Genomic DNA, 21,966 nt, shown 5'->3' with positions numbered 1-21,966 from the left:
TTAGCACCTGTTCCTGCTTAGGAGTCTATCCAATATTATGGCTGCAGCGTTCCTCACGGAAAGATGGTTCCAATCTCCTGCTCCGTATATGGGTTCCAGTATATAGTCAAAGGTGGACATAAGGTCTGGTGGTATGCCGTAAGCTGTTCCAAAGACTATTAGAAAGTTATCTTCCCTCTTTTGTATCTCATGCCTTAAAAAGTCATAAGAGACCGTGTTTGGATACTTTCTGGCATCTGTACCCACTACCTTTGGCATCTTACCCGTCCTTTTTTGAATATCTTCCAAAACTTCTTCGTAAGTGTAGGCAAGCTTTACCAAGCTTACAGCCTCGTACCTTGTAGGATTATCCTTCTTACCTTCTTCAGAGAGCCAATATTCTAGCTGTTTCCTTATTATGTACCTCTGTCCATCAACGGGCTGGACTATGTAATAGGTATTTATCTCATAGGCTCTACAGGGGCGGGCTATGTCGTGTAGATCCATGGTAGTAAAGGAAGTCACGATAGGTTTACCATCTTTGTCCATCGCTGGGTAGTGGAGAAGAGCAATGAAGACGTTATAGTTGAGCATGGTTTATATTTTAACTCTATGAATCTCACCATATATTTGGTAACGGACGATAAGTACTTTAAAGACAGGGATCTTATAAGTACTATAGAGCAGGCTATACAGGGTGGTGTCACCGCTGTCCAATACAGGTTCAAGAACAAAAGCTCCAGACAGATGTACGAAGAGCTCTTGGTGCTTAGAGAGCTCACCAGAAGGTATGGGGTGGACCTGGTGGTAAACGACAGGGTAGACCTGGCCCTGGCAGTGGAGGCGGACGGTGTGCACGTAGGAAGTCAAGACCTACCACCTGATGTGGTAAGGAAGCTCGTGGGAGACAAGATGTACATAGGATACTCGGTCAACAGCGTAGAAGCCCTAAGGGAGGTAGAGCATTTACCCATAGACTACATAGGTTTTGGCTCCGTCTACGAGACCACCACCAAGGAAAACTACAAACTGGTAGGTATAGAAGGTCTAAGACAGGCTTGTAAGATGACCACAAAGCCAGTCATAGCTATAGGTGGTATAATGCCCTACAGAGTGAAGGAAGTGGTAGAAGCCGGGGCAAAGGGTATAGCCGTTGTGTCCGCCATACTTGGTTTTGAGGATGTTAAAAAGGCAGCCCAGTCTCTGGTGGAGGCTTACAAGAGGGTAGTGAAGGATAAGATCTACATGCCATGAAAAGGCTTTATCTTTTGGATGGTTCTGCTTTCATCTACAGGAGCTTTTTTGCACTTCCTCCCCTTTCTACTAAGGATGGCTTTCCTACGTCAGCTATCTACGGCTTTTTAAGGGCTCTTTTGGCCATAATGAAGGAAGAAAACCCTAGGTACTTTGCTATCTGCTTTGACCATCCCGCACCCACGAGGAGGAAAGAGGTCTTTAAAGAGTACAAGTCCAAAAGACCCTCCATGCCAGACCCTCTAAAGCTTCAGATACCAGTCATAAAAAGGTTTGTAGATCTTTTAGGAATTCCAAGGTTTGAAGTAGAAGGGTACGAAGCCGACGATCTTATAGCCTCTCTAACCCTGTATAGTGTGGAAAGATCCTTTCAAGTGAATATATACAGCCCAGACAAAGACGTGCTACAGTTGATTTCTGAAAAGGTTACAGTGGTAAACCCTATGAACAACGAGGTTTTTGATGAGAAAAAGGTAGTGGAAAAGTTTGGTGTACCACCCAGGCTCATACCAGACTACCTTGCCCTAGTTGGAGACAAGACAGACAACGTGGAGGGCATAAAGGGAATAGGTCCAAAGGGAGCACTAAAGCTTCTGGAAACTTTTGGTTCCGTAGAAAACATACTACAAAACTGGGAAAAGTTTCAAAGGCTCTACCCACAGGCAGATAGGGAAAAGCTTAGTCTCTCTTACTACCTTGTAAAGCTACACCCACCACCGATTGAAATCAAGGAGGAAGACCTCCTCGTTAAGGAACCTTCACTGGAAGGGCTAAAAAAAGAACTCCTTAGATACGAGATGAAGAGTATCCTACAAGATGTAGAAAAGCTCTACTCTAAACCAAAACAAAGAAGTCTCTTTTAGACTACCTTGGAAGGTTGTTTACCTTTTCTTGAAGGCTATCTAGGGATCTTATAAGGTTTGAGTATGCCTCGTGAGCTCTAGCCGCCTGTATGAGGTTTACCATCTCCTGTATGATGTTTACGTTGGAGTTTTCCAACACACCCTGGAGTATCCTATAGTTAGTGGCTGGGGCCGCAGTACCTACAAAGAGTGTATCACCCACCTTCTGGGGGTTCGTCAAAGAGAAAACACCTAACCTTGCCACAAGGTTCCCGTTTACAAAGAGCGTTCCATCCTTTGCTGCTTGGACTTGACCTTCTATTCTTATCTCTTGCAGGCTGTCCGAGAGCACCCGATAACCCTGCGCGTTTACCAAATAACCATCCTTATCCAGTCTAAAGTTTCCGTTCCTAGTGTAGTATACGTTCCCTTGACCATCCCTTACAGCGAAAAACCCCTCACCTTCTATAGCAAAGTCTAATGGATTCTGTGTATCCCTAGCAACACCCTGCGACAGATCTGTGTAGGTTCTCTCTACTATAGGGTACAGGAAGTTCTTAGCTGGATCTTCGGGAGACATACCAGCGTAAGGTTGATTGTTTGAAGTCCTCCAAGTGGACACAAGCATAAGGTCCTTCTTAAAACCTACAGTGTCCGCGTTGGCCATGTTGTTGGCAGTAAGGTCTAGCTTCCTCTCCTGTAGGAGCATCCCACTCCCAAGTATGTATATCCCCTGGTAATCTAAAGCCATTAAATAAAATTATTAAGCATGCTTATACTGATTTCAAGCTTGCTTTTCTTTGTTATATCCTTTGCAAAGGTTTACGTAGCTCAATGGGCAGATCCCATAACACCCACTACGGTAGATTACATAAAAAGAACGTTAAAAGAAACAACTCCTGGTGACGTCTACATACTCCTCCTCAACACACCCGGCGGCCTTGAAAGCTCTATGAGGGAAATAGTGCAAACTTTCCAGAGTTCAAAGGCTGTAGTGGTGGTCTACGTGTACCCTCCTGGTGGCAGAGCTGCATCGGCGGGTGCCATAATAACCGTAGCTGCAGACATAGCAGCCATGGCCCCAGGTACTAACATAGGTGCTGCCCATCCTGTAACTGTAGGAGATCAAGAAAAAAACAAAGTCCTTGAAGAAAAGATCCTTCAGGATACCTTGGCCTTTGTAAGGAGTATAGCCAAGCAGAAAGGAAGGAACGAAAAGATTTTGGAAAGAATGGTAAAGGAGAGCATATCCCTCACAGCCGAGGAAGCCCTGAAGCAAGGAGTCATTGACCTTATAGCCAAAGACCTCCAGGACCTTCTTAAGAACATAGACGGACGTACCTTTGAGAAAGGTGGTTTAAAGATAGTTCTTAAAACAGAAAACCAGGATATAGTCAACCTTGAGAAGAACCTAAAGGAACAGTTTTTGACCTTCATAACCAACCCTACGTTAGCCTATCTGCTTATGATCATAGGCATATATGGGCTTATCTTTGAGCTGTATAACCCAGGGAGTGTGTTACCTGGTAGCATAGGAACCACAAGCCTGTTGCTCGGCCTCTATGGCCTTGGGATAATAGGCATAAACTGGGTAGGTCTTCTACTCATAGCCTTCGGCATAATACTGCTTGTCCTGGAAATGCTTACACCTACACATGGTGGGCTGACTGTAGCAGGTACTCTATCTCTGGCCATAGGATCCTTCTTCTTGGTAGACCCCACATCCCCATACGGCAGGATACCCATATCCGTGATAGGTGGAGTGGTGCTCGCCAGCCTTGTATTTTTCCTAGTCGTAGGTAGGCTTGGGCTCAAAGCCCAGAAACTGAAAAGTAAAGTTGGGGTGGAAGAACTAATAAACCAAGAAGCTCAAGCTCTGGAAGACTTCGTAAACGGTGAAGGGAGAGTTTTTGTAAACGGGGAGATATGGTTCGCTCACTCAAAGGATGAAGTGAAGAAGGGGGACAGGGTTAAAATACTGAAAGTCAAGGGTCTCAAACTGGAGGTAAAAAAGGTTGATAGTGAAAGCTGACGATCCAAAGGCTAAGGACTTAATCCTGTCCTTCTTAAGGGATGGGAAGATAGTCTTTGCTCCAACGGACACCATATATGGACTTCTCGCAAGAGCCGGATCAAAAGAAGCTGTAGAAAGACTCTACAACATAAGAAGGCCTAGCGGCAAACCCTTTTTGGTATTACTAGGTGATAAGTCTCAGGCTTACCTGTTTGACCTCTTGATAAAACCCTGGCAGCTGGACATACTAGACCTACACGTGACTGTTGTCTTTCAAAAGAGGACAAGCCTTCCTCTATACCTTACGCGGGGTAGAAAAAGTATAGGACTCAGGCTCCTAAAAGAGGGAGTCTTTCTTAAAGATATTCTCATAAGGCTTGGTGATGTAGTGGTGGCACCAAGTGCAAACCCAGAAGGTCAAAAACCGGCCAGCTGTGTGGAAGAAGCCATGGAATACTTTGGTGATAGCGTAGACCTTTACGTGGATGCAGGCAGACTGGAAGGGAAACCTTCCACTGTCGTTAGAGTAGTGGGCAACGGTATAAGACCTATCCGGGAAGGTAATGTACCTTTTGAACATATCCTAAATTTCTGGAAAAAGCTTAAGGGAGGGAAGAAAAATGGATAAAAGATTGAAAGTAAGTATGGTTCTTGAATCTATAGTAAGGTTAAGAGATGATACCTTGTACGGCTATAAAGTTCTGTCAAGAGTTTATACAAGGGAAGGTGAGGAAATCCATTTCTTAGAATTGTCCAAAGATGTGAGGGCAAAAGTTGAGAACACGGTACTAGAATATGCTTTAAAAAACCTGAAAGACATTAACATCTTCATAAACTTACCCGTAGAGTTGTCTATAGATAGCGTGCTTCTCAAAAAAGCAGATCTGTTTGTATGCATAAATGCGGACATGTCCATACAGGATCTTGCCTTTTATGTTCAGAAGATAAAGACCGCGGGTGGTAGAATCTGCATCGATGACTTTTACGTACCCACTATGGACTTTAGCCAGATGCTTCTTGGTTCCTTTGAGGTGGTAGCACTAAAGGAGGATTTTTACAGCAAGCTAAACCATAAGGACCTAAAGAGGCTTGTTTCATACATAAAACAGTTTGGCTCTCTGGTATGCTTTAAGAAGATAGATTCTCTCAAAAAACTGCAGCTGGCTATAGATGTAGGTGCAGATCTTGGACATGGTTACATCTTCGGCTACGAAGAACATATCGTAGGGATCATAGAGTGAGGATATTTCTGCTTTTTCTGTTGTTTGTCTATTCGTGTTCTGTACCTAAGATTGTGATTTTAGATTATCCCCTAACAGCTGAAGAGTATTTAACGCTCGGCTACATATACGAGAAAGAGGGCAAACTTGACGTAGCCCAAAGGTACTACGAAAAGGCTATAAGCAAAGACAGGAGACTCTGGAAAGCTTACTTCAACCTTGGAAATGTCTATACCCAGAAGATGGAATACGAAAGGGCACAAGAAGCTTACGAAAAGGCTATAGCTTTAAAGCCCAACGACCCGGATATTCTTAACAACCTGGCCTACGTTCTGTATAAACAGGGGAAGCCGGAAGAAGCTTACCCATACATAAAGAAAGCTCTCAGCATACAGAAAAAGCCCGAGTACCTTAGTACCCTAAGACAGATAGAAGAGGCCCTAAAATTTAAAGGGGAATCTTGGTAATCTTGGCATGGTACCTAAACCAAGTGCTCCTTTTAGCTTTTTCATCTGTCTTTTCATCTCCTCGTATTCCTTTAAGACTCTGTTTACGTCCGACACTGTTGTACCGCTTCCTCTTGCTATTCTTTGCTTTCTGCTCATGTTGATTATCTTAGGATTCCTTCTTTCTTCCTTTGTCATAGAGAGGATTATGGCCTCAGTCTTCTTGAACTTTTCTTCATCTATCTTTATGTGCTTTAGCTGTGCCGATATGCCCGGCAGCATACCAAGGACCTTTTCAAGTGGGCCCAGGTTCTTGATAAACCTTATTATCCTGAGCATGTCCTCTAAGTTAAAGTCTCCTTCTAGAACCTTTGTAGCAAGTACCTGAGCTTCGTCCTCCGGTATGGTCTGCTGAACCTTTTCCACAAGGCTTTGTATGTCACCAAGACCAAGTATCCTCTGGGCTATCCTGTCTGGGTAGAAGGGTTCAAGGTCTTCAATCTTCTCACCCACGCCTATGAACTTTATGGGAACTCCAAGGGCTTCTCTTACGGATAGCGCAAGTCCACCTCTTGCATCGCCGTCCATCTTGGTCAGTATCACACCCGTTAACCCTAAGGCTTCGTGGAAGGTGCGTGCCACGTTCAGCGCTTCTTGACCTTGCATAGCATCCGCCACGTAGAGTATCTCAGAAGGTTTTACGGCTTCCTTTATCTGCTTTAACTCTTCCATAAGCTCCTCGTCCACATGGAGTCTTCCAGCTGTGTCCAGGAGCAGAAAGTCCATACCTTCCTTTTTGTACCTCTCAACAGCCTTCTTTGCTATGTCCACTGCAGAAAGACCTTCTTCAAAGCTGTAGTAGGGAACTCCTACCTTCTCGGAGAGCCTCTGAAGCTGGAGCATGGCCGCGGGTCTTCTCACGTCCGTAGAACTAACAGTCACATTGTAGTTCTGTGCCTTTAGCATATGCGCTAACTTTCCTATAGTGGTAGTTTTTCCTGTTCCCTGAAGACCCACGAAGAGAACGACACCCTTTTTGAGATCTTCCTTTTGTTGTCCAAGGATTTTGGTAAGCTCTTCGTATACGGTAAACACTATACTGTCAGCCGGGGAGAGGCTTTTCTTTAGATCCTCGGATAAGACCCTGTCCCTTACCCTCTTCAGAAAGCTTTTGACCACCTGGTAGTCTACGTCTGCTTCAAGCAAGGCTGCCCTTATGTCCCTTAGAACATCGTTAACTACCTTTTCTGTCACCTTCCTGGAATCCCTAAGTCTAAGAAGGCTCTTTGAGAACTTCTCTGTTAAAAGTTCTAACAAGCTTCAGCACCTCCGTACTTTTATATTATAATTTTAAGTTAAGACCGCACCTTTCTCCAACGGGTTGCCCCTCTGTGGGGTTTCTGGAGAAAGGGAGGCAAAACCCGACAGGAGGTTTAGTTTATGGCTGTAGTTTCTATGAGAGAACTTCTTGAAGCTGGTGTTCACTTTGGGCACTCTAAGAGCAGATGGAACCCAAAAATGGCCCCATATCTGTATGGGGTACGTAACGGCATTCACATAATAGACCTTAACAAGACTGTAGTTTACCTGGACCAGGCTTACCACTTCGTGGCTGACAGCGTGGCTCAGGGTGCAGAGGTTCTTTTCGTAGGTACCAAGAAGCAAGCCAAGGATGTCATAAAGGAAGAGGCCGAAAGGGCAGGCGTCCACTACGTAAACGAAAGGTGGGTTGGTGGACTCCTTACCAACTTTAGAACAGTACGTAAGAGCATACTTAGGCTCTTGACTCTTGAGAGAATGGAAGCTGACGGTGTGTTTGATGTGCTTCCTAAGAAGGAGGTAAGGGACCTACGCAGGAAGATGGAAAGGCTCCGTAAGCTCTACGGTGGAATAATCAACATGAAGCGTGTACCAGACATAATATGGGTAGTGGACACTGTTAGAGAACACATAGCAGTAACAGAGGCCAAAAAGTTGGGCATAACTGTAGTTGCCGTAGCAGACTCTAACTGTGATCCAGACCTTATAGACTACATAATACCTGGTAATGATGATGCTATTAAATCCATAAAGCTCCTGACATCAAAGATAGCCGATGCCGTCATAGAAGGAAAGATGAGAAGAGAAAGCTTGGGTGAGGAAGCTGCAGAGGTCAAAGTACCCAGGAGAAGGGTTGTCACCGTTGAAGAAGAAGAAAAGGCTCTATTCGAAAAAGCTCTTGAGATGTCTGAAAAGTACGAGTACATAGACAAGGGAGCGGAGGAAGAAGAGTAATCAAGGAGGTGCTACTATGATCAGTGCAGAACAGGTAAAGCTTCTGAGAGAACTTACAGGTGCAGGTATGCTTGAGTGTAAGAAGGCCTTAGAGGAAGCAAACGGAGACATAGAGAAGGCCAAAGAGATACTCAGGGTAAGGGGTCTGGCAAAAGCCGAGAAAAAAGCAGGTAGAGTGGCAAAGGAAGGAATAGTTTACGCCTTTGTCTCAGAAGACAGAAAAAAGGGAGTTCTCATAGAGTTAAACTGTGAGACAGACTTCGTCGCCAGAAACGAGCTATTCAACGAGCTTGCTTTACGCCTTGCCAAGCACATAGCACACGTGGAGGAAAACAAAAACAAACAGGGAAGCGGAGAGCTTGTGGCCGATCAGCCCTTCTTTGAAGACCCTTCCAAAAAAGTTCAGGATGTACTGAAGGAATACATAGCAAGGATAGGTGAAAACATAGTGCTCAGAAGGTTTGCAAGGTTTGACGCCGAGGGTTACGTGCACGCTTACGTACACGGTATAGGAAGGGTAGGGGTTTTACTGGAGTTCAAAGCTCCCTCTTTGGATGATAGTACCCTCAGAGTGGTACAGGATATAGCCATGCAGATAGCAGCCATGAAGCCTGAGTTTGTAAGCGTAGAGACCATACCCCAGGATGTGTTAGAGAGAGAAAGGAAAATACTTGCTGAGCAGACAAGACAGGAGGGCAAACCCGAGAACCTAATAGATAGAATAGTGGAAGGAAAGCTAAAGAAGTTCTATCAAGAGAAGGTGCTGTTAGAACAACCCTTCATAAAGGACGATAAGAAGAGAGTGGCCGATTACATAAAGGAAGCTCTTCCCGAGCTTAAGATAGAGAGGTTTGTAAGGTTTGAAGTAGGAGAGGGCTGATGGAGAACCCGAAGCCCAAGTACAGGAGGGTTCTCCTCAAACTTTCTGGTGAGGCTTTTGCAGGTGGTAAGGAGTACGGCATAGATCCAGCCTTTTTAGAATACATAAGCATGGAAATAAAATCCGTATGGGAGTTGGGAGTTCAGACAGCCATAGTCATAGGTGGGGGCAACATCTTTAGGGGTGTTGAGGGAGAAAGTATGGGCATAGAAAGGGCTGTGGGTGACTACATGGGCATGCTGGCCACGGTCATAAACGCCTTAGCCTTACAATCAGCTCTAGAAAAGGTGGCCAACGTACCCACTAGGGTACTTTCTGCACTGGAGATAAGACAGGTGGCAGAGCCTTACATAAGAAGGAGGGCTATAAGACATCTAGAGAAGGGCAGAGTGGTGATCTTTGCAGCAGGTACCGGTAACCCCTTTTTCTCCACAGACACAGCAGGAGCTCTAAGAGCGTTAGAGATAGAAGCAGAGCTTTACATAAAGGCAACAAAGGTTGACGGTATATACACAGACGACCCTTACAAAAATCCAGAAGCTCAGTTCATCGAAGAAATAACCTACCTAGAGGTTATAAACAGGGGTATAAGGGTTATGGATCATACGGCCATGACCTTGTGCAAAGACAACAAACTGCCCATAATGGTCATAAACATATACAAACCAAACAACCTAAAGAGGGCAGTACTGGGGGAAAAGGTAGGTTCACTCATAAAGGGAGGTTAAGCCATGCTGCAGATGGTGGAGGATATACTAAAGAGCGCCGAAGAGGATATGAAGAAGGCCCTAAACCATTACAAGAACGAGATAGCAGGTCTTAGGACTGGAAGAGCAAGCACTTCACTTGTTGAGGATCTAAAGGTGGAGTACTATGGAACCAAAGTCCCTTTAAAGCAGCTAGGGACCATATCGGTGCCTGAAGCTAACCAAATACTCATACAGCTGTGGGATTCCAACGCAGTACCCGCCGTAGAAAAAGCCATAATGGAAAACTTAAACCTGACACCTCAAAGACAAGGCAACACGATAAGGGTTATACTCCCCCCTCTCACTGAAGAGAGGAGAAAGGATCTAGTGCGTATGCTCCATAAGATGACGGAAGAGGCAAGAGTGGCAGTCCGCAACATAAGAAGATCCGCCAAGGAGATGATAGAAGAGTTAGAGGGTATATCCGAAGATGATATAAAAAGGTCCTTGGATAGACTCCAGAAGCTCACAGACAAGTACATAGAAGAGATAAACAAACTTATGGAGGCAAAGGAGCAAGATATTATGTCCCTTTAAACTCTAGCCTCACCACGCTTTCTATGTGGTAGGTCTGGGGAAAGTTGTCCACAAGGGTAATACCCCTTATGCTGTAGCCACCCTTTACAAGGATGGAGAGATCCCTAGCAAGGGTGGAAGTGTTGCAAGAGACATAGTTTATACGGGTAGGTTTCATCTGAAGCAGGAGTTTTAGTTCTTCTCCCGTCAAGCCGGTGCGTGGTGGATCTACTAGCACAAAGTCCACAAGCTCTCCAGCATGATCTTTTAGTATCTCCTTAGAAGGGGAGTGAACAAAGGTTATGTTGCTTCTCCCTATAAGCCTCGCACTGTACTGAGCGTCCTTTACTGATGTGGGATTCATCTCTCCAGCTGTTAAAAATTCCACCTTTTCAGAGAGGGGGAGACTGAAAAAGCCTACTCCAGAGTAAAGTTCAAGAGCCCTTCCGTAAGCACCTTCAATAGCTTCCTCTATAAGCTTTTCCCAAGTGGTATGGTTAACCTGGAAGAAGGACTCATTGCTCACCCTGTAAGTGTAGTTTCCAACTTTTATGAAGGTAAACTCCCTGCCCACATGAGATCTCTTTATAAGCTTGCCGCTAAGTATATGAAAGTCTCCCAAGCCTACAACGCGCTTTGGTAACGTTCCTTCCATAAGCTTTCTTAGTGTGTCTTTATCTTGAGCCATAGGCCCTACAAGCTTTACCAAAAACTCGTCCTCTGTAGGAGAGTAGAGTACATGAATTTCTTGAACATCCTTTGCCTTCTTTAGGACCTCTTTTAAAGATGGAACGAGCGCGTTTATCTCCGAATGACAAAGCATGCACTCAGAGATCTCTATAAGCTCGTTACTTTGAGGTTTAAAGAATCCGAGCCTTCCATCCTTCACTTTGAACTGTACCCTTATCCTGTAGTGGTAGCTAGCAGAAGCTACCGTTTTCACCTGAAGCTCTTCCCTTATACCGCCTATCCTGTATAGGTCTTCAAGCAGGATCAGCTTCTTTTGTTCAAGCTGCTGTCCATACTCTAGGTGCTGAAGCTGGCATCCACCACAGAAGCCATAATAAGGACATGGTGGGTCAACCCTATAAGCAGAAGGCAGTATAATGTCTACTGCTTGGGCCTCTATGTAGTCCTTTTTCTCCTTTATTACCTGAGCCTTTACCCTCTCGCCGGGTAGGGCATACCTTACAAAAACCTTTTTGCCGCCGTAAGTGGCAAGTCCATAGCCACCATGTACAAGCTTTTCTATATCAAGCGTTAACTCTTCCATCTTAGCGTCTTAGCGACTGAAGTTTTTCGAAGTCTTCTTCTGACATGACATCCAAATACCAACCTGTAATCTTGTTGGCCAACTTAACGTTAGAACCGTGTTTGCCTATGGCTACGGAAAGCTTTTCCTTTGGAACTGCCACCTCCGCCCTCTTTTCTTCAGGTATGAGCCTTACTTTTGTAACAGGTGCCGGGGATAGGCTTCTCTTTATAAGCTCCTCTATATCCTCAGTCCACCTTATGACCTCTATCTTCTCACCTGCAAGCTCCTTTGATACAGGAGCTATACGAGAACCTCTCAGGCCAACAACTACACCTACAGGATCTATCTTTGTATCCTTGGAGCTTACAAGCACCTTTGCTCTTTCTCCGGGTTCCCTTGCTATGGCCTTTACCTCTATCTCTCCCGTCTTTATCTCCGGCACCTCTAACTCAAGAAGCCTTAAGAGAAACTTAGGATGTGTTCTTGAAAGTATGAGCTGGTAGCGACCTTTTTGCTTTCTCACCTCCAGAAGGAGAGCCTTTATCCTGTCTCCCACTTTGTAACTCTCCTTTGGAATCTGTTCCCTCTTTGGGAGTATGGCCGTTACCTTTCCGAGATCCACGAGTATGTCCGAGTTTTCAAATATCTTCCTGACGACTCCGAACACTATTTGGCCTTCAAGCTCTACAAACTCGAGGTAACCCCTCTCTTCTTCGGCTTTCTCTAGCTCCTTCAGGAACTCCTCCTTAGCTGCGTAAGCTGCCAACCTGTTCAAGTCCTCAGGTGATATATCCAGAGGTTCCTTTCCTTCCTTCCTAACCAAGAAAACCTTTATTCCCTCGTCCTCCAACTCCACGTCTAAGTAATCTCTTATCTTCCTGTCCTTCTTTATGGCTACGGCTATGGCATCCTTGAGGGCACGCTCCACCGTCCATACAGGCAAGTTCTTTTCCTTGGCCACCTGTTCTATGAGCTTTCTTAGATTTTTCACCATGTTCACATCTCCAGGTTAGCTCTTGCTATCACAGAGAAGGGTATATGGACCACCTGACCCTCCACCTCCACTTTAACTATCCCCTCTTCTACACCCTTTATAACGCCCACTAACTCCCTCTTCCCCTGTACAGGCTCCCTCAAGATAATCCTCACCTTTCTACCTGTAAAGAACTCAAAGTGTTCTGGCTTTTTAAGCTCCCTTGTTAGGCCAGGTGAAGAAACTTCAAGAAAGTAAGAAAAAGGAATCAGATCTTCCACATCCAACAAAGCTGACACCCTTTTACTTATCTCCTCACATTCACCTACCGTAATACCCCCCTCCTTGTCCACTATGATCCTGAGTACCCACCCCTTCTCGGGTCTGAATTCGACGTCAAAGAGTCTATACCCCATCCTTTCCACTATGGGTTTTACCAACTCTTTTACTCTTTCTTCTACCGCTTTTTCATCTATGCGCATAAGAAAATTATAGCTTAGAAGAATGATATAATTAAAACCATGGCTAGGGTGGCTTGGAGTATAACGCATCAAGAGTTTACCATTACAGACTACTACTATTTTTCCATACTTCAGAAGGAAGCTACAAAGGCAGGCATACAGATAGATGAGGTAGACAAGTGGGAAAGCCTAAAGGAATACGACACAATAGTCTTTAACTACCCAGAGATACCCTTCACGGAAAAGGAAGCCCAAGATGTAGAAAAATGGGTGTGGGAGCTTGGAAAGAAGGTCATACTTCTAGGATACTACAAGAACGAGGACAGGATAGCCGACACTTGTAACACCCTAGCCAGAAGGTTTGGTATGGAACTAAACCCTGATGAAGTCACTGATGAGGTAAATAACCATAACTCAGACCCTTACTTTGTAGTAAGCAGCAAGGTAAGAAGGTACAACAAGGGAGTGGAAAAGGTAATGCTTGCATGTACCTGCTCCATAAAACCCCTCATGCCTGATATAAAGATAGTTGTAAGGGCTGAGGATACAGCAAAATCTAACATGGGTTACTACACACTGCTGATAGCAGAGCAGATAGCACCTACCTCCGGTGGTTACTTCTGTCTTGCAGGTACGTGTGTATTCTGGGACAACTATTCTATAACCCTTTACGATAATCTTAACTTCTCTTTAAACCTGCTAAGACATGAGGCACCACCCCCAGGGAAGGAAAGGGTTATGGTAAAGTTTGATCTATGACAGAAGCCCTGAGTCTGTTAGAAGAATTTCCAAAACAGTTTTTGGTGGACCTCCCTCACAGGATAAGCCTTGAGAAGATTAAGGGTGTAATCTTCTCTGGTATGGGTGGTTCTGGTATAGTAGGGGATTTTGTTAAGCTGCTCCTTGAGAGGGACCTAAACCTTCCTATGCTGTCTTTAAGGGGATACGACCTTCCCAGGTTCGTAGGAGAGGACTGGCTTGTAGTATGTACAAGTTACAGCGGTAACACGGAGGAGACAATAAGCGTTTTTGAGCAAGCACTAGAGAGGAGATGCAGGCTTGTGGCTATAAGCTCGGGCGGAAAGCTAAAAGAACTTGCTCTAATGCACGGAGTACTCCACATTTCCCTACCAGAAGGTTTTCCCCCTAGGTATGCTTTTGGGTACATGCTCTCATCTTTGCTTTCCCTATTTGGTATCAGTATGAAGGACGTTTCAGAGCATCTTGAGGACAGCAAAGAGAATATAAAGAAGGAAGCAGATTACATAGCTAAAAGGCTTTACGGTTATGTTCCGATAATCTACGCTACACCCCTAACAGAACCTGTAGCCTTCAGGTGGAAAACTCAGATAAACGAAAACTCCAAAAGCCTCTGCTATTATGTAACCCTTCCCGAGATGCACCATAACGAGGTAGTAGGTCTTGACAACCCAAAAACCAGAAACTGTTTAGTCTTTTTGATCATGCACGATGAAGAGGATCATGAAAGGATAAAGAAAAGGGTTGACATAACTCAGAACATACTCAAGGAGCTGGGAATAGCTCCCATAATACTGAAGGGTGAAGGGAACACACTCCTTAAGAGACTCATGTACCTGCTTTATCTCGGGGATTACACAAGCTGCTTGCTAGCTCAAACTTATGGCTACGACCCTATTCCTGTTAGGGTAATAGAAAGAATAAAGCATGAACTGGCCAGCTGAAATGGAAATAAACTGGTTAGTCTTTGGAGCCGTAGTCTTTATTGCCCTCTTTTTGGACCTTTTTGTCTTCCACAGAACTCCTCACAAGATATCCATAAAGGAGTCCTTACTCTTCTCCCTCTTTTGGTTCACCCTTGGTGTTGCCTTTGGAGGTTATGTGTACTACACAAAAGGTCTTGACAGAACTGTAGAGTACTTTACCGCTTACCTTCTTGAAAAATCCCTAAGCTTGGACAACATCTTCGTCTTCATCCTCATCTTCTCTTACTTTAAGATACCTGAAGAATACAGGCATAAGGTCCTCTTCTGGGGCGTGCTTGGTGCTATAGTGACCCGTTTTATTTTCATCTTTACAGGTCTGTGGCTTGTGGAGAAGATAAACTGGATAGTTTACGCCTTCGGTCTTATCCTTATAGCTTCTGCAGTAAAGATCCTCACCATGGAAGACAAAGAGTTTCATCCAGAAAACACTTTGGCCTATAGGATAGCAAGCAATCTATTCCCAATGAAGCCAAGCGTAGAGTCTGGTAGCTTCTTCATAAGGGAGGGCAGAAAGGTGTACGCCACACCTCTCTTTTTGGCTTTGATGTTTGTAGAGTCCTCGGACATAATGTTCGCCATAGACTCAGTACCTGCTGTCATAGCTGTGTCAAGAGACCCTTTTGTAGTTTACACTTCCAACATCTTTGCCATCTTAGGTCTTAGAGCTCTTTACTTTGCAGCTTCTACCATACTCCCCCTCTTTCACTACATCCACTATGGGCTTGCCTTTGTTTTAGCCTTCATAGGTTTTAAGATGCTAGTGTCTAACTTCTACCACATACCGCCTTATGTATCTTTACTGCTCATCATAAGTGTCTTGGCCATATCTATGATCGCCTCTATTGTTTCTAAAAAGGGCAATGGTTAATCGTTTATTAAACTGAGCACTAGGTTTTTAACCTCCTCAAACACCTCCTGGAGTTCTCTACTGCCATCTACGAAAGCGTACCTTCTTTCTTTGTACATGTCTGGCAGGAGAAAGTAAGCATCCCTGACTTTTCTTAGGTACTCCAGATCCTGTTCAAAACGACTTTTGGAAGTTTTTAGGCGTTCTACTGCCTTCTCAAGGGGAATGTTTATTATGATTGTGAGGTCCGGCTTTATGCTCCTGGTGGAGATGTGGTTGAGTATGTTGACGGTACCCAGGTTTATCTCCTTTCCGAAACCTTGATAAACCACTGTAGAGTCTATGAACCTGTCCAGAAGAATTATTTTTCCTTCTCTTAAGTCTGGAAGGATTTTCTCCCACACCAGGCTGCTCCTTGCTGCTTCAAAAAGCAGAAGCTCTGTAGTAGGATCCATATCGTTTTCAAGGATTAGCTTCCTTATGTTTTCAGCAAGTTCTGTACTTCCTGGATCCCTATAGAGGCTGACTTTGTGGCCTTCTTTAAGAAGATGTTCATAAAGCATTCTAGATAGAGTGGTTTTCCCTGAACCGTCTATGCCTTCAAAGCTGATTAAGTATCCTTTCTTCATCTAGTAGTACCCTCCTTATTCGGTTTGACAGGTTACACATAAGTTCGTAGGGAATAGTTCCGGCGAGCCTGGCAAGATCTGTAAAACTCTGCTGCTCACACACTATGTGAACCCAGTCGCCTACTTTAGCATCAGTACCGTCTAAATCTACCATAGTCATGTCCATAGTTATGTTACCCAAGATTTTTACAGGCTTTCCCTTGTAGTATAGGTGGGCAATGTTGGAAAGTACCTTGTGAAGGCCATCGGCGTATCCAAAGGCGACAACCCCTACCTTCTTGGGCTTATCTGTTATGTAAGTTCTGGAGTAAGATACGGGAAAGCCTTTTGGAAGCTCCTTTACTGATAGTATCCTTGCCTTTAGGGTGAGTGCTCTTTTTAGCTCTATGGGATATCCTGGAAAGGGTTTCTCTCCATGAAGGGCAAGGCCAATCCTTATGTGGGTAGTCCAAGGTACTTTGTACACAACTCCTGCAGAGCTCTCCAGGTGTACATAGGGAAGCTTAGGGTAGTGTTTTATTATTCTCTCAAAGCATACTATTTGTGCAAGAGAAAAGTCCTTGTCTAGTGGACTAGAAAGGTGTGTCAAAATACCCTCCACCCGTGGGTCATGGACTATGTCTTTGAAGAAGCCAAGCCTTCCCATACCTGTGTCGTACTTTAATTGAAACTTGATGGGAACACTCTCTATAGCCTTAAGGTGTTCTGCATGTGAAATCACCGGTGTAAGCTCGTACTCTAAAAAAGCCTTTTCTTCTCCTTTGAGGACACCACCAAGTACTAAAATTTTTTTTCTAAAACCTTCCTTCCTTAGCTCTATACCCTCCTCCACGCAAGCAACAGCATACCCTTCTACTTCTGGCATATCCTCCAGAATACTGGCCATTTGGACAGCACCTACACCGTATCCGTTTGCCTTTATAACAGCTATTACCTTTTTACCTGAGTAGGAAGAAAGAGCTCTTGCGTTATGTCTGATGGCTTCCTTGGATATCTCAAGGACGGCTCTGGACATAGTTCTATTTTAATGCCTTTACCTAAGGGTTTTTAGAAACCGCTTTATTTTCAATTTTTCTCCATATTTCATTACTTGGTTTCCTTCCAGAGGCCTAAGCCTTTTTCTCTTGCCTGTATGTAGCACCTTCTAAACTCATCTGCATACTTTACGTTGGGTGGTATGGTTAAGGGCATGGCATAGCCGTTGCATATTATCTCTTTATTTAGCATCCTTCCGTCTTTTAAATACACATACGCCAGCAATCTTCCATACTTATCCCTCTGCTGGACATCAAACTCTAGGTACACCTTGTCCCCCGGCTTTACTAAGGATTGCACATACTCCTTAGCCTCTTGTCCCATCTTGAGAATTGTCTGAACATCTCCTAAAGACCTCTGCTTTTCGATCCTTGGGTTTATGCTACTCTCTGGAGCATCTATCCCTATCAACCTCACCCTCTCCTTCTTTCCATCTATTATCACCACTATGGTATCCCCATCCGTTACATGATGTACCACTGCTTCCTTCTTGCCTAGATGGTCAAATAAAAACCCACTGCTAAAGCTGAACGCCAAAAGCAACAAGATCACAGGAAACACAGCGTACTTCCTCATGGCAAACACTCCTTTGTTTGTAAGTATAACTCCCTACAACACTTTCAACTCCACCAGGAAGATTAGAAACTCTCGATGAGTATAAAACTCCCTCCTGCCAGTACCGCTTTCAACTCCACCAGGAAGATTAGAAACAAGCAGTCAAGATCAAGGCCGCCACAGCAATACAGCTGCTTTCAACTCCACCAGGAAGATTAGAAACGTACAGCACCCACGGCCAGGGTGGGGTTCTAATTTTCCCTTTCAACTCCACCAGGAAGATTAGAAACAATGCAGTACGTGTTCCGTACGGGACTGGGTACGTGCCTTTCAACTCCACCAGGAAGATTAGAAACCTTATACAAGACTCTTTTATGTACGATATGCGGCCTTGCTTTCAACTCCACCAGGAAGATTAGAAACGCTTTACCCTCTTCAAAAAGTATAATCCCGCTCACGACTTTCAACTCCACCAGGAAGATTAGAAACACAAGGATACGCACATTACCCTGAGCTTGATAAACGACTTTCAACTCCACCAGGAAGATTAGAAACCTTGTCAAACAGGTCCGCATCAGTAAGGTTGGCCAGCTTTCAACTCCACCAGGAAGATTAGAAACGACCTTGTTCTTAATGTCGACTACGGTGACATCTCAACTTTCAACTCCACCAGGAAGATTAGAAACATAACATGCATAACAAAACCGGCAAGTCGTTGATTCTCACTTTCAACTCCACCAGGAAGATTAGAAACCCTTATAATCCCCCGTTTACCACCACGAGAACCCGACTTTCAACTCCACCAGGAAGATTAGAAACTTGAAGATCTTTGCCAGGGACGTTGCTTTGAATGATAGCCTTTCAACTCCACCAGGAAGATTAGAAACAGTACCTCTCAGTGGAGTCATGCTAATCCCCTCAGGCCCTTTCAACTCCACCAGGAAGATTAGAAACTTCCAGGTGGAGTTTAGTTTTGCTACTCCTATTCCTGCTTTCAACTCCACCAGGAAGATTAGAAACAGGTAAGCCATGGATAGGAAGATCTTTATCACAGCCCTTTCAACTCCACCAGGAAGATTAGAAACCTTCCGCAGTGAACCTGAAGCTCCCGAGCTTTACATGCCTTTCAACTCCACCAGGAAGATTAGAAACCTCAACTTTACCTATCTATCTATTATACACACTTCAAAGATTTTGTCAAGGGGGTACCCCCCTCAAATGAAGGTGCATTTCCGGAAACCGCCAGTGGGCCAGAAGGACCCTCAAAAACAGCACTTTCACCCTCCTAAAGTCATTGAGTGTCAAGCCTCAGAAATGCATAAATATGAAGAATCCAGATATCTAAAAATTTAAAAATAAAGACTCTCCACACCCTTCCCAAATCCCTGATTTTCAAGCTTTTTAAAAGATACACATCAGTTTTAGACACCCATAAAGTCAAAAAGTGCAAAAAATTGCGTTTTTTCAAAAGTATTTCCAAAAGTACCCATACAAAACCCTTGTACTACAAGGATGAGAAAGGTAGGGAGTAAATGTAGCGGATTTTTTATACCATAAAAGTTACAACCTTTTGTTTTTCGTAAAAACAAATCTCGTAGAAGTCTTGAGTCTCAAGGCTTTTAAAAGTACCTGTATTAAAACTCTTAAGAAAAGATATCTACCATGGACTTTATGACTTGCTGTAGCTCTTCTTTAGTAGGCATCTCGGCGTATATCCTTATGAGGGGCTCTGTTCCAGAAGCTCTGGCAAGGACCCATCCATCATTTTCAAAAACAAGCTTTAACCCATCTTTTGTTATCACTTCTTTTACCTTGTAACTTCCTAGCTTCTGGGGTGGATTTTCTATAAGGTTCTTTAGTTTTTGCTTTTTGTCTTCTTCTGCGTACATGTCTACACGTTCGTAGTAAGCTGTACCAAACTCCTTGAATATGTCCTGTATGACCTCAGAAAGTGGCTTTCCTAGAAGGTGGAGCATCTCAATGATGTAAAGGGCGCTGAAAAGTCCGTCCCTTTCTGGCAGGTAGTGGATCACTCCATAACCTCCGCTCTCCTCTCCACCAAATATGACCTTTTCCTTAAGTATGAGCTCGTTTATATGCTTGAAGCCTACGGGTACCTCTACTAGTTTGACACCAAAGGCCCGGCATATCCTGTCTGCTAGGTACGTAGTAGATACGGTCTTTACGACTATGCCATCCTTGATATTCTTATGCTTGAGTAGATGTAGGAGAAGGAGCACATATATCATCTGTGTGTTAACAAAACTTCCCTTTTCGTCCACGAGTGCAATCCTGTCTCCGTCTCCATCGTTTGCAACACCGAGGGAATAATCTCCAGACCTCACCTTTTCTATCAAAGGCTTAAGGTATTTCTCTACAGGCTCTGGTGGATGTCCCCCAAAGAGTGGATCTCTGTAAGAACGTATGGAATGTACTTCTATCTTTGTGTTTTTAAGGGCAAGGTTTAGGAGCCCAGCCGCCGTTCCGTACATGGCATCGTGTACCATACGCGATTCTTTTTCTGAGAATAGCTCTAAGTTTACAAACTCCCGAATTTTGTTTATATAGCTTTCTTTCACACTTAGAGTTTCTACCTTCTGTCTTTCTTTTGGCACTTTCTCTATCCTCTCTATTTCTTTTTCTACTTCCTTGACAAGTTCTACAGTTGCAGACCCACCGAAGGAATCCTTTATCTTGTAACCGTTGTACTCAGGTGGATTGTGGGATGCAGTTATCATAACTCCGTTATCAAAGCCCAGGTACTTTATAGCAAAGGATACCATTGGAGTAGTGCAAGGCTCTGAAGATAAGAAAACCTCAAAACCTTCTACTTTAAAGACGCTTGCTACTTCTTTGGCAAACTCCTCTGACAGGAATCTATGGTCATAACCTACAAAGATCTTTCTTAGGTTCTTCCTCTGAAGGACCTTAGCATGAGCTAGAGCAACCTTCCTTACGTTGTCAAAGGTAAAGTCTTCTCCTATCCTTGCCCTCCATCCATCTGTGCCAAACTTTATCATGACCAGACAATATTTTAAAGCTTTTGACTAACAATCATCATAAACGCTTATACGTGTATAGAATACCTTTATAAAGAACTATGATGGTGGAGATACCTTTAGAACTTGCTCAAAAGTGTGTAAAGTGTGGGCTGTGTAAATCCGTGTGTCCTACTTATCCATACATAGAGGAAGAAAGGGGCTTTGCAAGGGGAAGGCTTGCCCTGGCCGAGATGGTTTTAAAGGGTGAGCTTCCGCTGACGGAAGAGGTAGCCCTTCAGTGGGATCAGTGTGCTATGTGCAGGCGCTGCGAGTGGATATGTCCAAATGACGTCCACTACAAGGAAATACTAGTAAAGGCAAAAGAGCTTCAAAATCAGACACTAGGTCAGAGTTTAGTAAAGAAGGCTGGACTAAAAGGCCTTGAACTCATGCAGTCCAAAGTAGGTAGAAAGCTGGTACCGTTGGCTGGTAAAGTTTTTAAGTTCATTCCAAAGGATGAGATAAAGGTTTTCTTTCCAACTGGTGCCAAAAAGTACATGCCCAAGTTTAAGGAAGATGCCTTTGAGCTCAGAGGTAAGGTCTTTGACGTAAAAAATCCAAAGGCTACCCTTCTGTTTTTCACAGGATGTATGATAGACATGTTCCAGACGAGTACAGGCAAGAACGTGATAAAACTCTTAAACAGAGCAGGTTATACGGTGATAGTCCCGGAGGACATACGCTGTTGTGGAGCACCCCACTACTACTCTGGAGACACCAAAACCTTTGAAAGCCTAAAAGAACATAACCTGAAGGAGTTTGAAAAGTACTCTTTTGACGCCTTTGTGGTTGCATGCCCCACATGCGGAGGAGCTCTCAGCGAAGATTATGGACTAAACAAAAAGGTCTACGACCTCGTGGAGCTTATCCAAGATCTAGAGTTTAAAGGAGATGGAAAAAGGACTACCTTCCACGTACCCTGTCACTCTTACTCAGCCATGAAGGTAGACCCAAAAACCTTCTATACAGCTCTGAAGAAGGTAGAAGGCGATACCTTTGTAAAGGCCGAAAAAGACCAATCCTGCTGCGGTTTTGCTGGCCTGTTCTCTATAACAAACCCTCAGATCTCGGATCAAGTCCAGAAGGAGAAGATAGAAGACCTTAGCAAGACACAGGCAGATGTAGTTCTCTCAGCATGTCCAGGATGCGTGCTAAACCTGAAGGACGGATGTATAAAGCACAAGACTGGTCAAAAGGTAATGCACATAGCCGACTATCTTGCAGAAAGACTAAAGCAGGATTAAATTTTAT

General features: G+C 44.2%; 24 protein-coding genes and 1 CRISPR repeat array. Of the genes, 14 read left to right on the top strand and 10 right to left on the bottom strand.

From position 1 onward, the window contains the following. On the bottom strand, positions 1–573 hold the full coding sequence (locus tag B5444_RS04420) for an RNA methyltransferase (protein WP_079654027.1): 573 nt from the start codon (positions 571–573) through the stop codon (positions 1–3). An 18-nt stretch (positions 574–591) separates the two neighbouring features. Between B5444_RS04420 and thiE the strand changes: the two genes are divergently transcribed. Beyond that, the gene (gene thiE / locus B5444_RS04415; RefSeq protein WP_079654026.1) at positions 592–1,233 is read left to right on the top strand and encodes a thiamine phosphate synthase; all 642 of its coding nucleotides are present in this window, start codon (positions 592–594) and stop codon (positions 1,231–1,233) included. After that, entirely contained in the window at positions 1,230–2,096 is an 867-nt protein-coding gene (locus B5444_RS04410) for a 5'-3' exonuclease (protein WP_079654025.1), read from the top strand. The genes thiE and B5444_RS04410 overlap by 4 nt, the downstream gene beginning before the upstream one ends. A 1-nt stretch (position 2,097) precedes the next feature. On the opposite strand, the gene B5444_RS04405 is transcribed toward B5444_RS04410, so the two are convergent. Next, positions 2,098–2,826, bottom strand: a complete 729-nt coding sequence (locus tag B5444_RS04405) for a flagellar hook-basal body protein (RefSeq protein ID WP_079654024.1) — start codon at positions 2,824–2,826, stop codon at positions 2,098–2,100. Positions 2,827–2,844: 18 nt separating this feature from the next. Here B5444_RS04405 and B5444_RS04400 point away from each other — a divergent pair, with 18 nt between their 5' ends. The 4 genes from B5444_RS04400 to B5444_RS04385 are packed head-to-tail and all read left to right on the top strand — an operon-like array spanning position 2,845 to position 5,776. After that, positions 2,845–4,107, top strand: a complete 1,263-nt coding sequence (locus tag B5444_RS04400; RefSeq protein ID WP_079654023.1) for an NfeD family protein — start codon at positions 2,845–2,847, stop codon at positions 4,105–4,107. Next, positions 4,097–4,717, top strand: a complete 621-nt coding sequence (locus B5444_RS04395) for an L-threonylcarbamoyladenylate synthase (protein ID WP_231967178.1) — start codon at positions 4,097–4,099, stop codon at positions 4,715–4,717. Before B5444_RS04400 ends, B5444_RS04395 begins: the two co-directional genes overlap by 11 nt. Then, complete coding sequence (locus tag B5444_RS04390; protein ID WP_079654021.1) at positions 4,710–5,330, top strand: EAL domain-containing protein; 621 nt, start codon at positions 4,710–4,712, stop codon at positions 5,328–5,330. Before B5444_RS04395 ends, B5444_RS04390 begins: the two co-directional genes overlap by 8 nt. Further along, positions 5,327–5,776 (top strand): tetratricopeptide repeat protein, encoded by a 450-nt coding sequence (locus B5444_RS04385; RefSeq protein WP_079654020.1) that lies wholly within the window; start codon positions 5,327–5,329, stop codon positions 5,774–5,776. The genes B5444_RS04390 and B5444_RS04385 overlap by 4 nt, the downstream gene beginning before the upstream one ends. Here the strand turns inward: B5444_RS04385 and ffh are convergent. After that, positions 5,750–7,072 carry a signal recognition particle protein gene (ffh, locus tag B5444_RS04380; RefSeq protein WP_079654019.1) on the bottom strand — a complete coding sequence of 441 codons (1,323 nt, stop codon included), beginning with the start codon at positions 7,070–7,072 and terminating at the stop codon, positions 5,750–5,752. The genes B5444_RS04385 and ffh overlap by 27 nt on opposite strands. 123 nt (positions 7,073–7,195) lie before the next feature. On the opposite strand from ffh, the gene rpsB reads away from it, so the two are divergent. The 4 genes from rpsB to frr are packed head-to-tail and all read left to right on the top strand — an operon-like array spanning position 7,196 to position 10,195. After that, positions 7,196–8,029 (top strand): 30S ribosomal protein S2, encoded by an 834-nt coding sequence (gene rpsB / locus B5444_RS04375; RefSeq protein ID WP_079654018.1) that lies wholly within the window; start codon positions 7,196–7,198, stop codon positions 8,027–8,029. A gap of 16 nt (positions 8,030–8,045) precedes the next feature. Next, positions 8,046–8,909: a translation elongation factor Ts gene (tsf, locus tag B5444_RS04370; RefSeq protein ID WP_079654017.1), complete on the top strand. Its 864-nt coding sequence runs from the start codon at positions 8,046–8,048 to the stop codon at positions 8,907–8,909. Beyond that, entirely contained in the window at positions 8,909–9,637 is a 729-nt protein-coding gene (gene pyrH, locus B5444_RS04365; protein ID WP_079654016.1) for a UMP kinase, read from the top strand. The genes tsf and pyrH overlap by 1 nt, the downstream gene beginning before the upstream one ends. A 12-nt stretch (positions 9,638–9,649) precedes the next feature. Continuing rightward, the gene (gene frr, locus B5444_RS04360; protein WP_079654652.1) at positions 9,650–10,195 is read left to right on the top strand and encodes a ribosome recycling factor; all 546 of its coding nucleotides are present in this window, start codon (positions 9,650–9,652) and stop codon (positions 10,193–10,195) included. Here frr and B5444_RS04355 read toward each other — a convergent pair. From B5444_RS04355 to B5444_RS04345, 3 genes are read right to left on the bottom strand one after another with little or no spacing between them, the layout of a single operon-like run. Beyond that, a complete protein-coding gene (locus tag B5444_RS04355; protein ID WP_079654015.1) occupies positions 10,182–11,447 on the bottom strand; it encodes a class I SAM-dependent RNA methyltransferase in 1,266 nt (421 codons plus the stop codon). The two genes, frr and B5444_RS04355, sit on opposite strands and share 14 nt — an antisense overlap. Before the next feature lies 1 nt (position 11,448). Continuing rightward, positions 11,449–12,423, bottom strand: coding sequence for a transcription termination factor NusA (nusA, locus tag B5444_RS04350; RefSeq protein WP_079654014.1), 975 nt, complete (start codon positions 12,421–12,423; stop codon positions 11,449–11,451). A 2-nt stretch (positions 12,424–12,425) separates the two neighbouring features. Then, on the bottom strand, positions 12,426–12,884 hold the full coding sequence (locus B5444_RS04345; RefSeq protein ID WP_079654013.1) for a ribosome maturation factor RimP: 459 nt from the start codon (positions 12,882–12,884) through the stop codon (positions 12,426–12,428). Between the two features lie 39 nt (positions 12,885–12,923). Between B5444_RS04345 and B5444_RS04340 the strand changes: the two genes are divergently transcribed. The 3 genes from B5444_RS04340 to B5444_RS04330 are packed head-to-tail and all read left to right on the top strand — an operon-like array spanning position 12,924 to position 15,476. Beyond that, complete coding sequence (locus B5444_RS04340) at positions 12,924–13,622, top strand: hypothetical protein (RefSeq protein ID WP_079654012.1); 699 nt, start codon at positions 12,924–12,926, stop codon at positions 13,620–13,622. Beyond that, entirely contained in the window at positions 13,619–14,566 is a 948-nt protein-coding gene (locus tag B5444_RS04335) for a bifunctional phosphoglucose/phosphomannose isomerase (protein WP_079654011.1), read from the top strand. Before B5444_RS04340 ends, B5444_RS04335 begins: the two co-directional genes overlap by 4 nt. Then, on the top strand, positions 14,550–15,476 hold the full coding sequence (locus B5444_RS04330; RefSeq protein WP_231967078.1) for a TerC family protein: 927 nt from the start codon (positions 14,550–14,552) through the stop codon (positions 15,474–15,476). Before B5444_RS04335 ends, B5444_RS04330 begins: the two co-directional genes overlap by 17 nt. Here the strand turns inward: B5444_RS04330 and tmk are convergent. From tmk to B5444_RS04310, 4 genes are all read right to left on the bottom strand, one after another. Then, on the bottom strand, positions 15,473–16,084 hold the full coding sequence (tmk, locus tag B5444_RS04325; RefSeq protein WP_079654010.1) for a dTMP kinase: 612 nt from the start codon (positions 16,082–16,084) through the stop codon (positions 15,473–15,475). The two genes, B5444_RS04330 and tmk, sit on opposite strands and share 4 nt — an antisense overlap. Beyond that, positions 16,056–17,099 carry an alanine racemase gene (gene alr, locus B5444_RS04320; RefSeq protein ID WP_079654009.1) on the bottom strand — a complete coding sequence of 348 codons (1,044 nt, stop codon included), beginning with the start codon at positions 17,097–17,099 and terminating at the stop codon, positions 16,056–16,058. The genes tmk and alr overlap by 29 nt, the downstream gene beginning before the upstream one ends. A 71-nt stretch (positions 17,100–17,170) precedes the next feature. Further along, positions 17,171–17,695, bottom strand: a complete 525-nt coding sequence (locus B5444_RS04315; protein WP_079654008.1) for a thermonuclease family protein — start codon at positions 17,693–17,695, stop codon at positions 17,171–17,173. A 41-nt stretch (positions 17,696–17,736) separates the two neighbouring features. Then, positions 17,737–18,826: direct repeats of the CRISPR family, unit length 29 nt; unit sequence CTTTCAACTCCACCAGGAAGATTAGAAAC. Between the two features lie 491 nt (positions 18,827–19,317). Further along, a complete protein-coding gene (locus tag B5444_RS04310) occupies positions 19,318–20,694 on the bottom strand; it encodes a phosphoglucomutase/phosphomannomutase family protein (RefSeq protein WP_079654007.1) in 1,377 nt (458 codons plus the stop codon). Between the two features lie 80 nt (positions 20,695–20,774). Between B5444_RS04310 and B5444_RS04305 the strand changes: the two genes are divergently transcribed. Then, positions 20,775–21,959, top strand: coding sequence for a (Fe-S)-binding protein (locus B5444_RS04305; RefSeq protein WP_079654006.1), 1,185 nt, complete (start codon positions 20,775–20,777; stop codon positions 21,957–21,959). Positions 21,960–21,966: the final 7 nt, after the last annotated feature.

Origin of the sequence: Thermocrinis minervae (genome assembly GCF_900142435.1) — a bacterium.
In the GTDB taxonomy this organism is placed as follows: Bacteria; Aquificota; Aquificia; order Aquificales; family Aquificaceae; genus Thermocrinis_A; species Thermocrinis_A minervae.
The sequence above is the reverse complement of the archived record's forward strand: the minus strand, read 5'-3'. Positions and strand labels throughout refer to the sequence as shown.

Coding starts and splice junctions, on each gene's coding strand:
- tsf (WP_079654017.1), top strand. CDS start 8,046: ATGATCAGTGCAGAACAGGTAAAGCTTCTGAGAGAACTTACAGGTGCA.
- B5444_RS04330 (WP_231967078.1), top strand. CDS start 14,550: ATGAACTGGCCAGCTGAAATGGAAATAAACTGGTTAGTCTTTGGAGCC.
- B5444_RS04305 (WP_079654006.1), top strand. CDS start 20,775: ATGATGGTGGAGATACCTTTAGAACTTGCTCAAAAGTGTGTAAAGTGT.
- nusA (WP_079654014.1), bottom strand. CDS start 12,423: ATGGTGAAAAATCTAAGAAAGCTCATAGAACAGGTGGCCAAGGAAAAG.
- B5444_RS04315 (WP_079654008.1), bottom strand. CDS start 17,695: ATGAGGAAGTACGCTGTGTTTCCTGTGATCTTGTTGCTTTTGGCGTTC.
- pyrH (WP_079654016.1), top strand. CDS start 8,909: ATGGAGAACCCGAAGCCCAAGTACAGGAGGGTTCTCCTCAAACTTTCT.
- B5444_RS04310 (WP_079654007.1), bottom strand. CDS start 20,694: ATGATAAAGTTTGGCACAGATGGATGGAGGGCAAGGATAGGAGAAGAC.
- alr (WP_079654009.1), bottom strand. CDS start 17,099: ATGTCCAGAGCCGTCCTTGAGATATCCAAGGAAGCCATCAGACATAAC.
- rpsB (WP_079654018.1), top strand. CDS start 7,196: ATGGCTGTAGTTTCTATGAGAGAACTTCTTGAAGCTGGTGTTCACTTT.
- B5444_RS04345 (WP_079654013.1), bottom strand. CDS start 12,884: ATGCGCATAGATGAAAAAGCGGTAGAAGAAAGAGTAAAAGAGTTGGTA.
- B5444_RS04405 (WP_079654024.1), bottom strand. CDS start 2,826: ATGGCTTTAGATTACCAGGGGATATACATACTTGGGAGTGGGATGCTC.
- frr (WP_079654652.1), top strand. CDS start 9,650: ATGGTGGAGGATATACTAAAGAGCGCCGAAGAGGATATGAAGAAGGCC.
- B5444_RS04390 (WP_079654021.1), top strand. CDS start 4,710: ATGGATAAAAGATTGAAAGTAAGTATGGTTCTTGAATCTATAGTAAGG.
- thiE (WP_079654026.1), top strand. CDS start 592: ATGAATCTCACCATATATTTGGTAACGGACGATAAGTACTTTAAAGAC.
- B5444_RS04340 (WP_079654012.1), top strand. CDS start 12,924: ATGGCTAGGGTGGCTTGGAGTATAACGCATCAAGAGTTTACCATTACA.
- B5444_RS04355 (WP_079654015.1), bottom strand. CDS start 11,447: ATGGAAGAGTTAACGCTTGATATAGAAAAGCTTGTACATGGTGGCTAT.
- B5444_RS04335 (WP_079654011.1), top strand. CDS start 13,619: ATGACAGAAGCCCTGAGTCTGTTAGAAGAATTTCCAAAACAGTTTTTG.
- B5444_RS04400 (WP_079654023.1), top strand. CDS start 2,845: ATGCTTATACTGATTTCAAGCTTGCTTTTCTTTGTTATATCCTTTGCA.
- B5444_RS04420 (WP_079654027.1), bottom strand. CDS start 573: ATGCTCAACTATAACGTCTTCATTGCTCTTCTCCACTACCCAGCGATG.
- tmk (WP_079654010.1), bottom strand. CDS start 16,084: ATGAAGAAAGGATACTTAATCAGCTTTGAAGGCATAGACGGTTCAGGG.
- B5444_RS04410 (WP_079654025.1), top strand. CDS start 1,230: ATGAAAAGGCTTTATCTTTTGGATGGTTCTGCTTTCATCTACAGGAGC.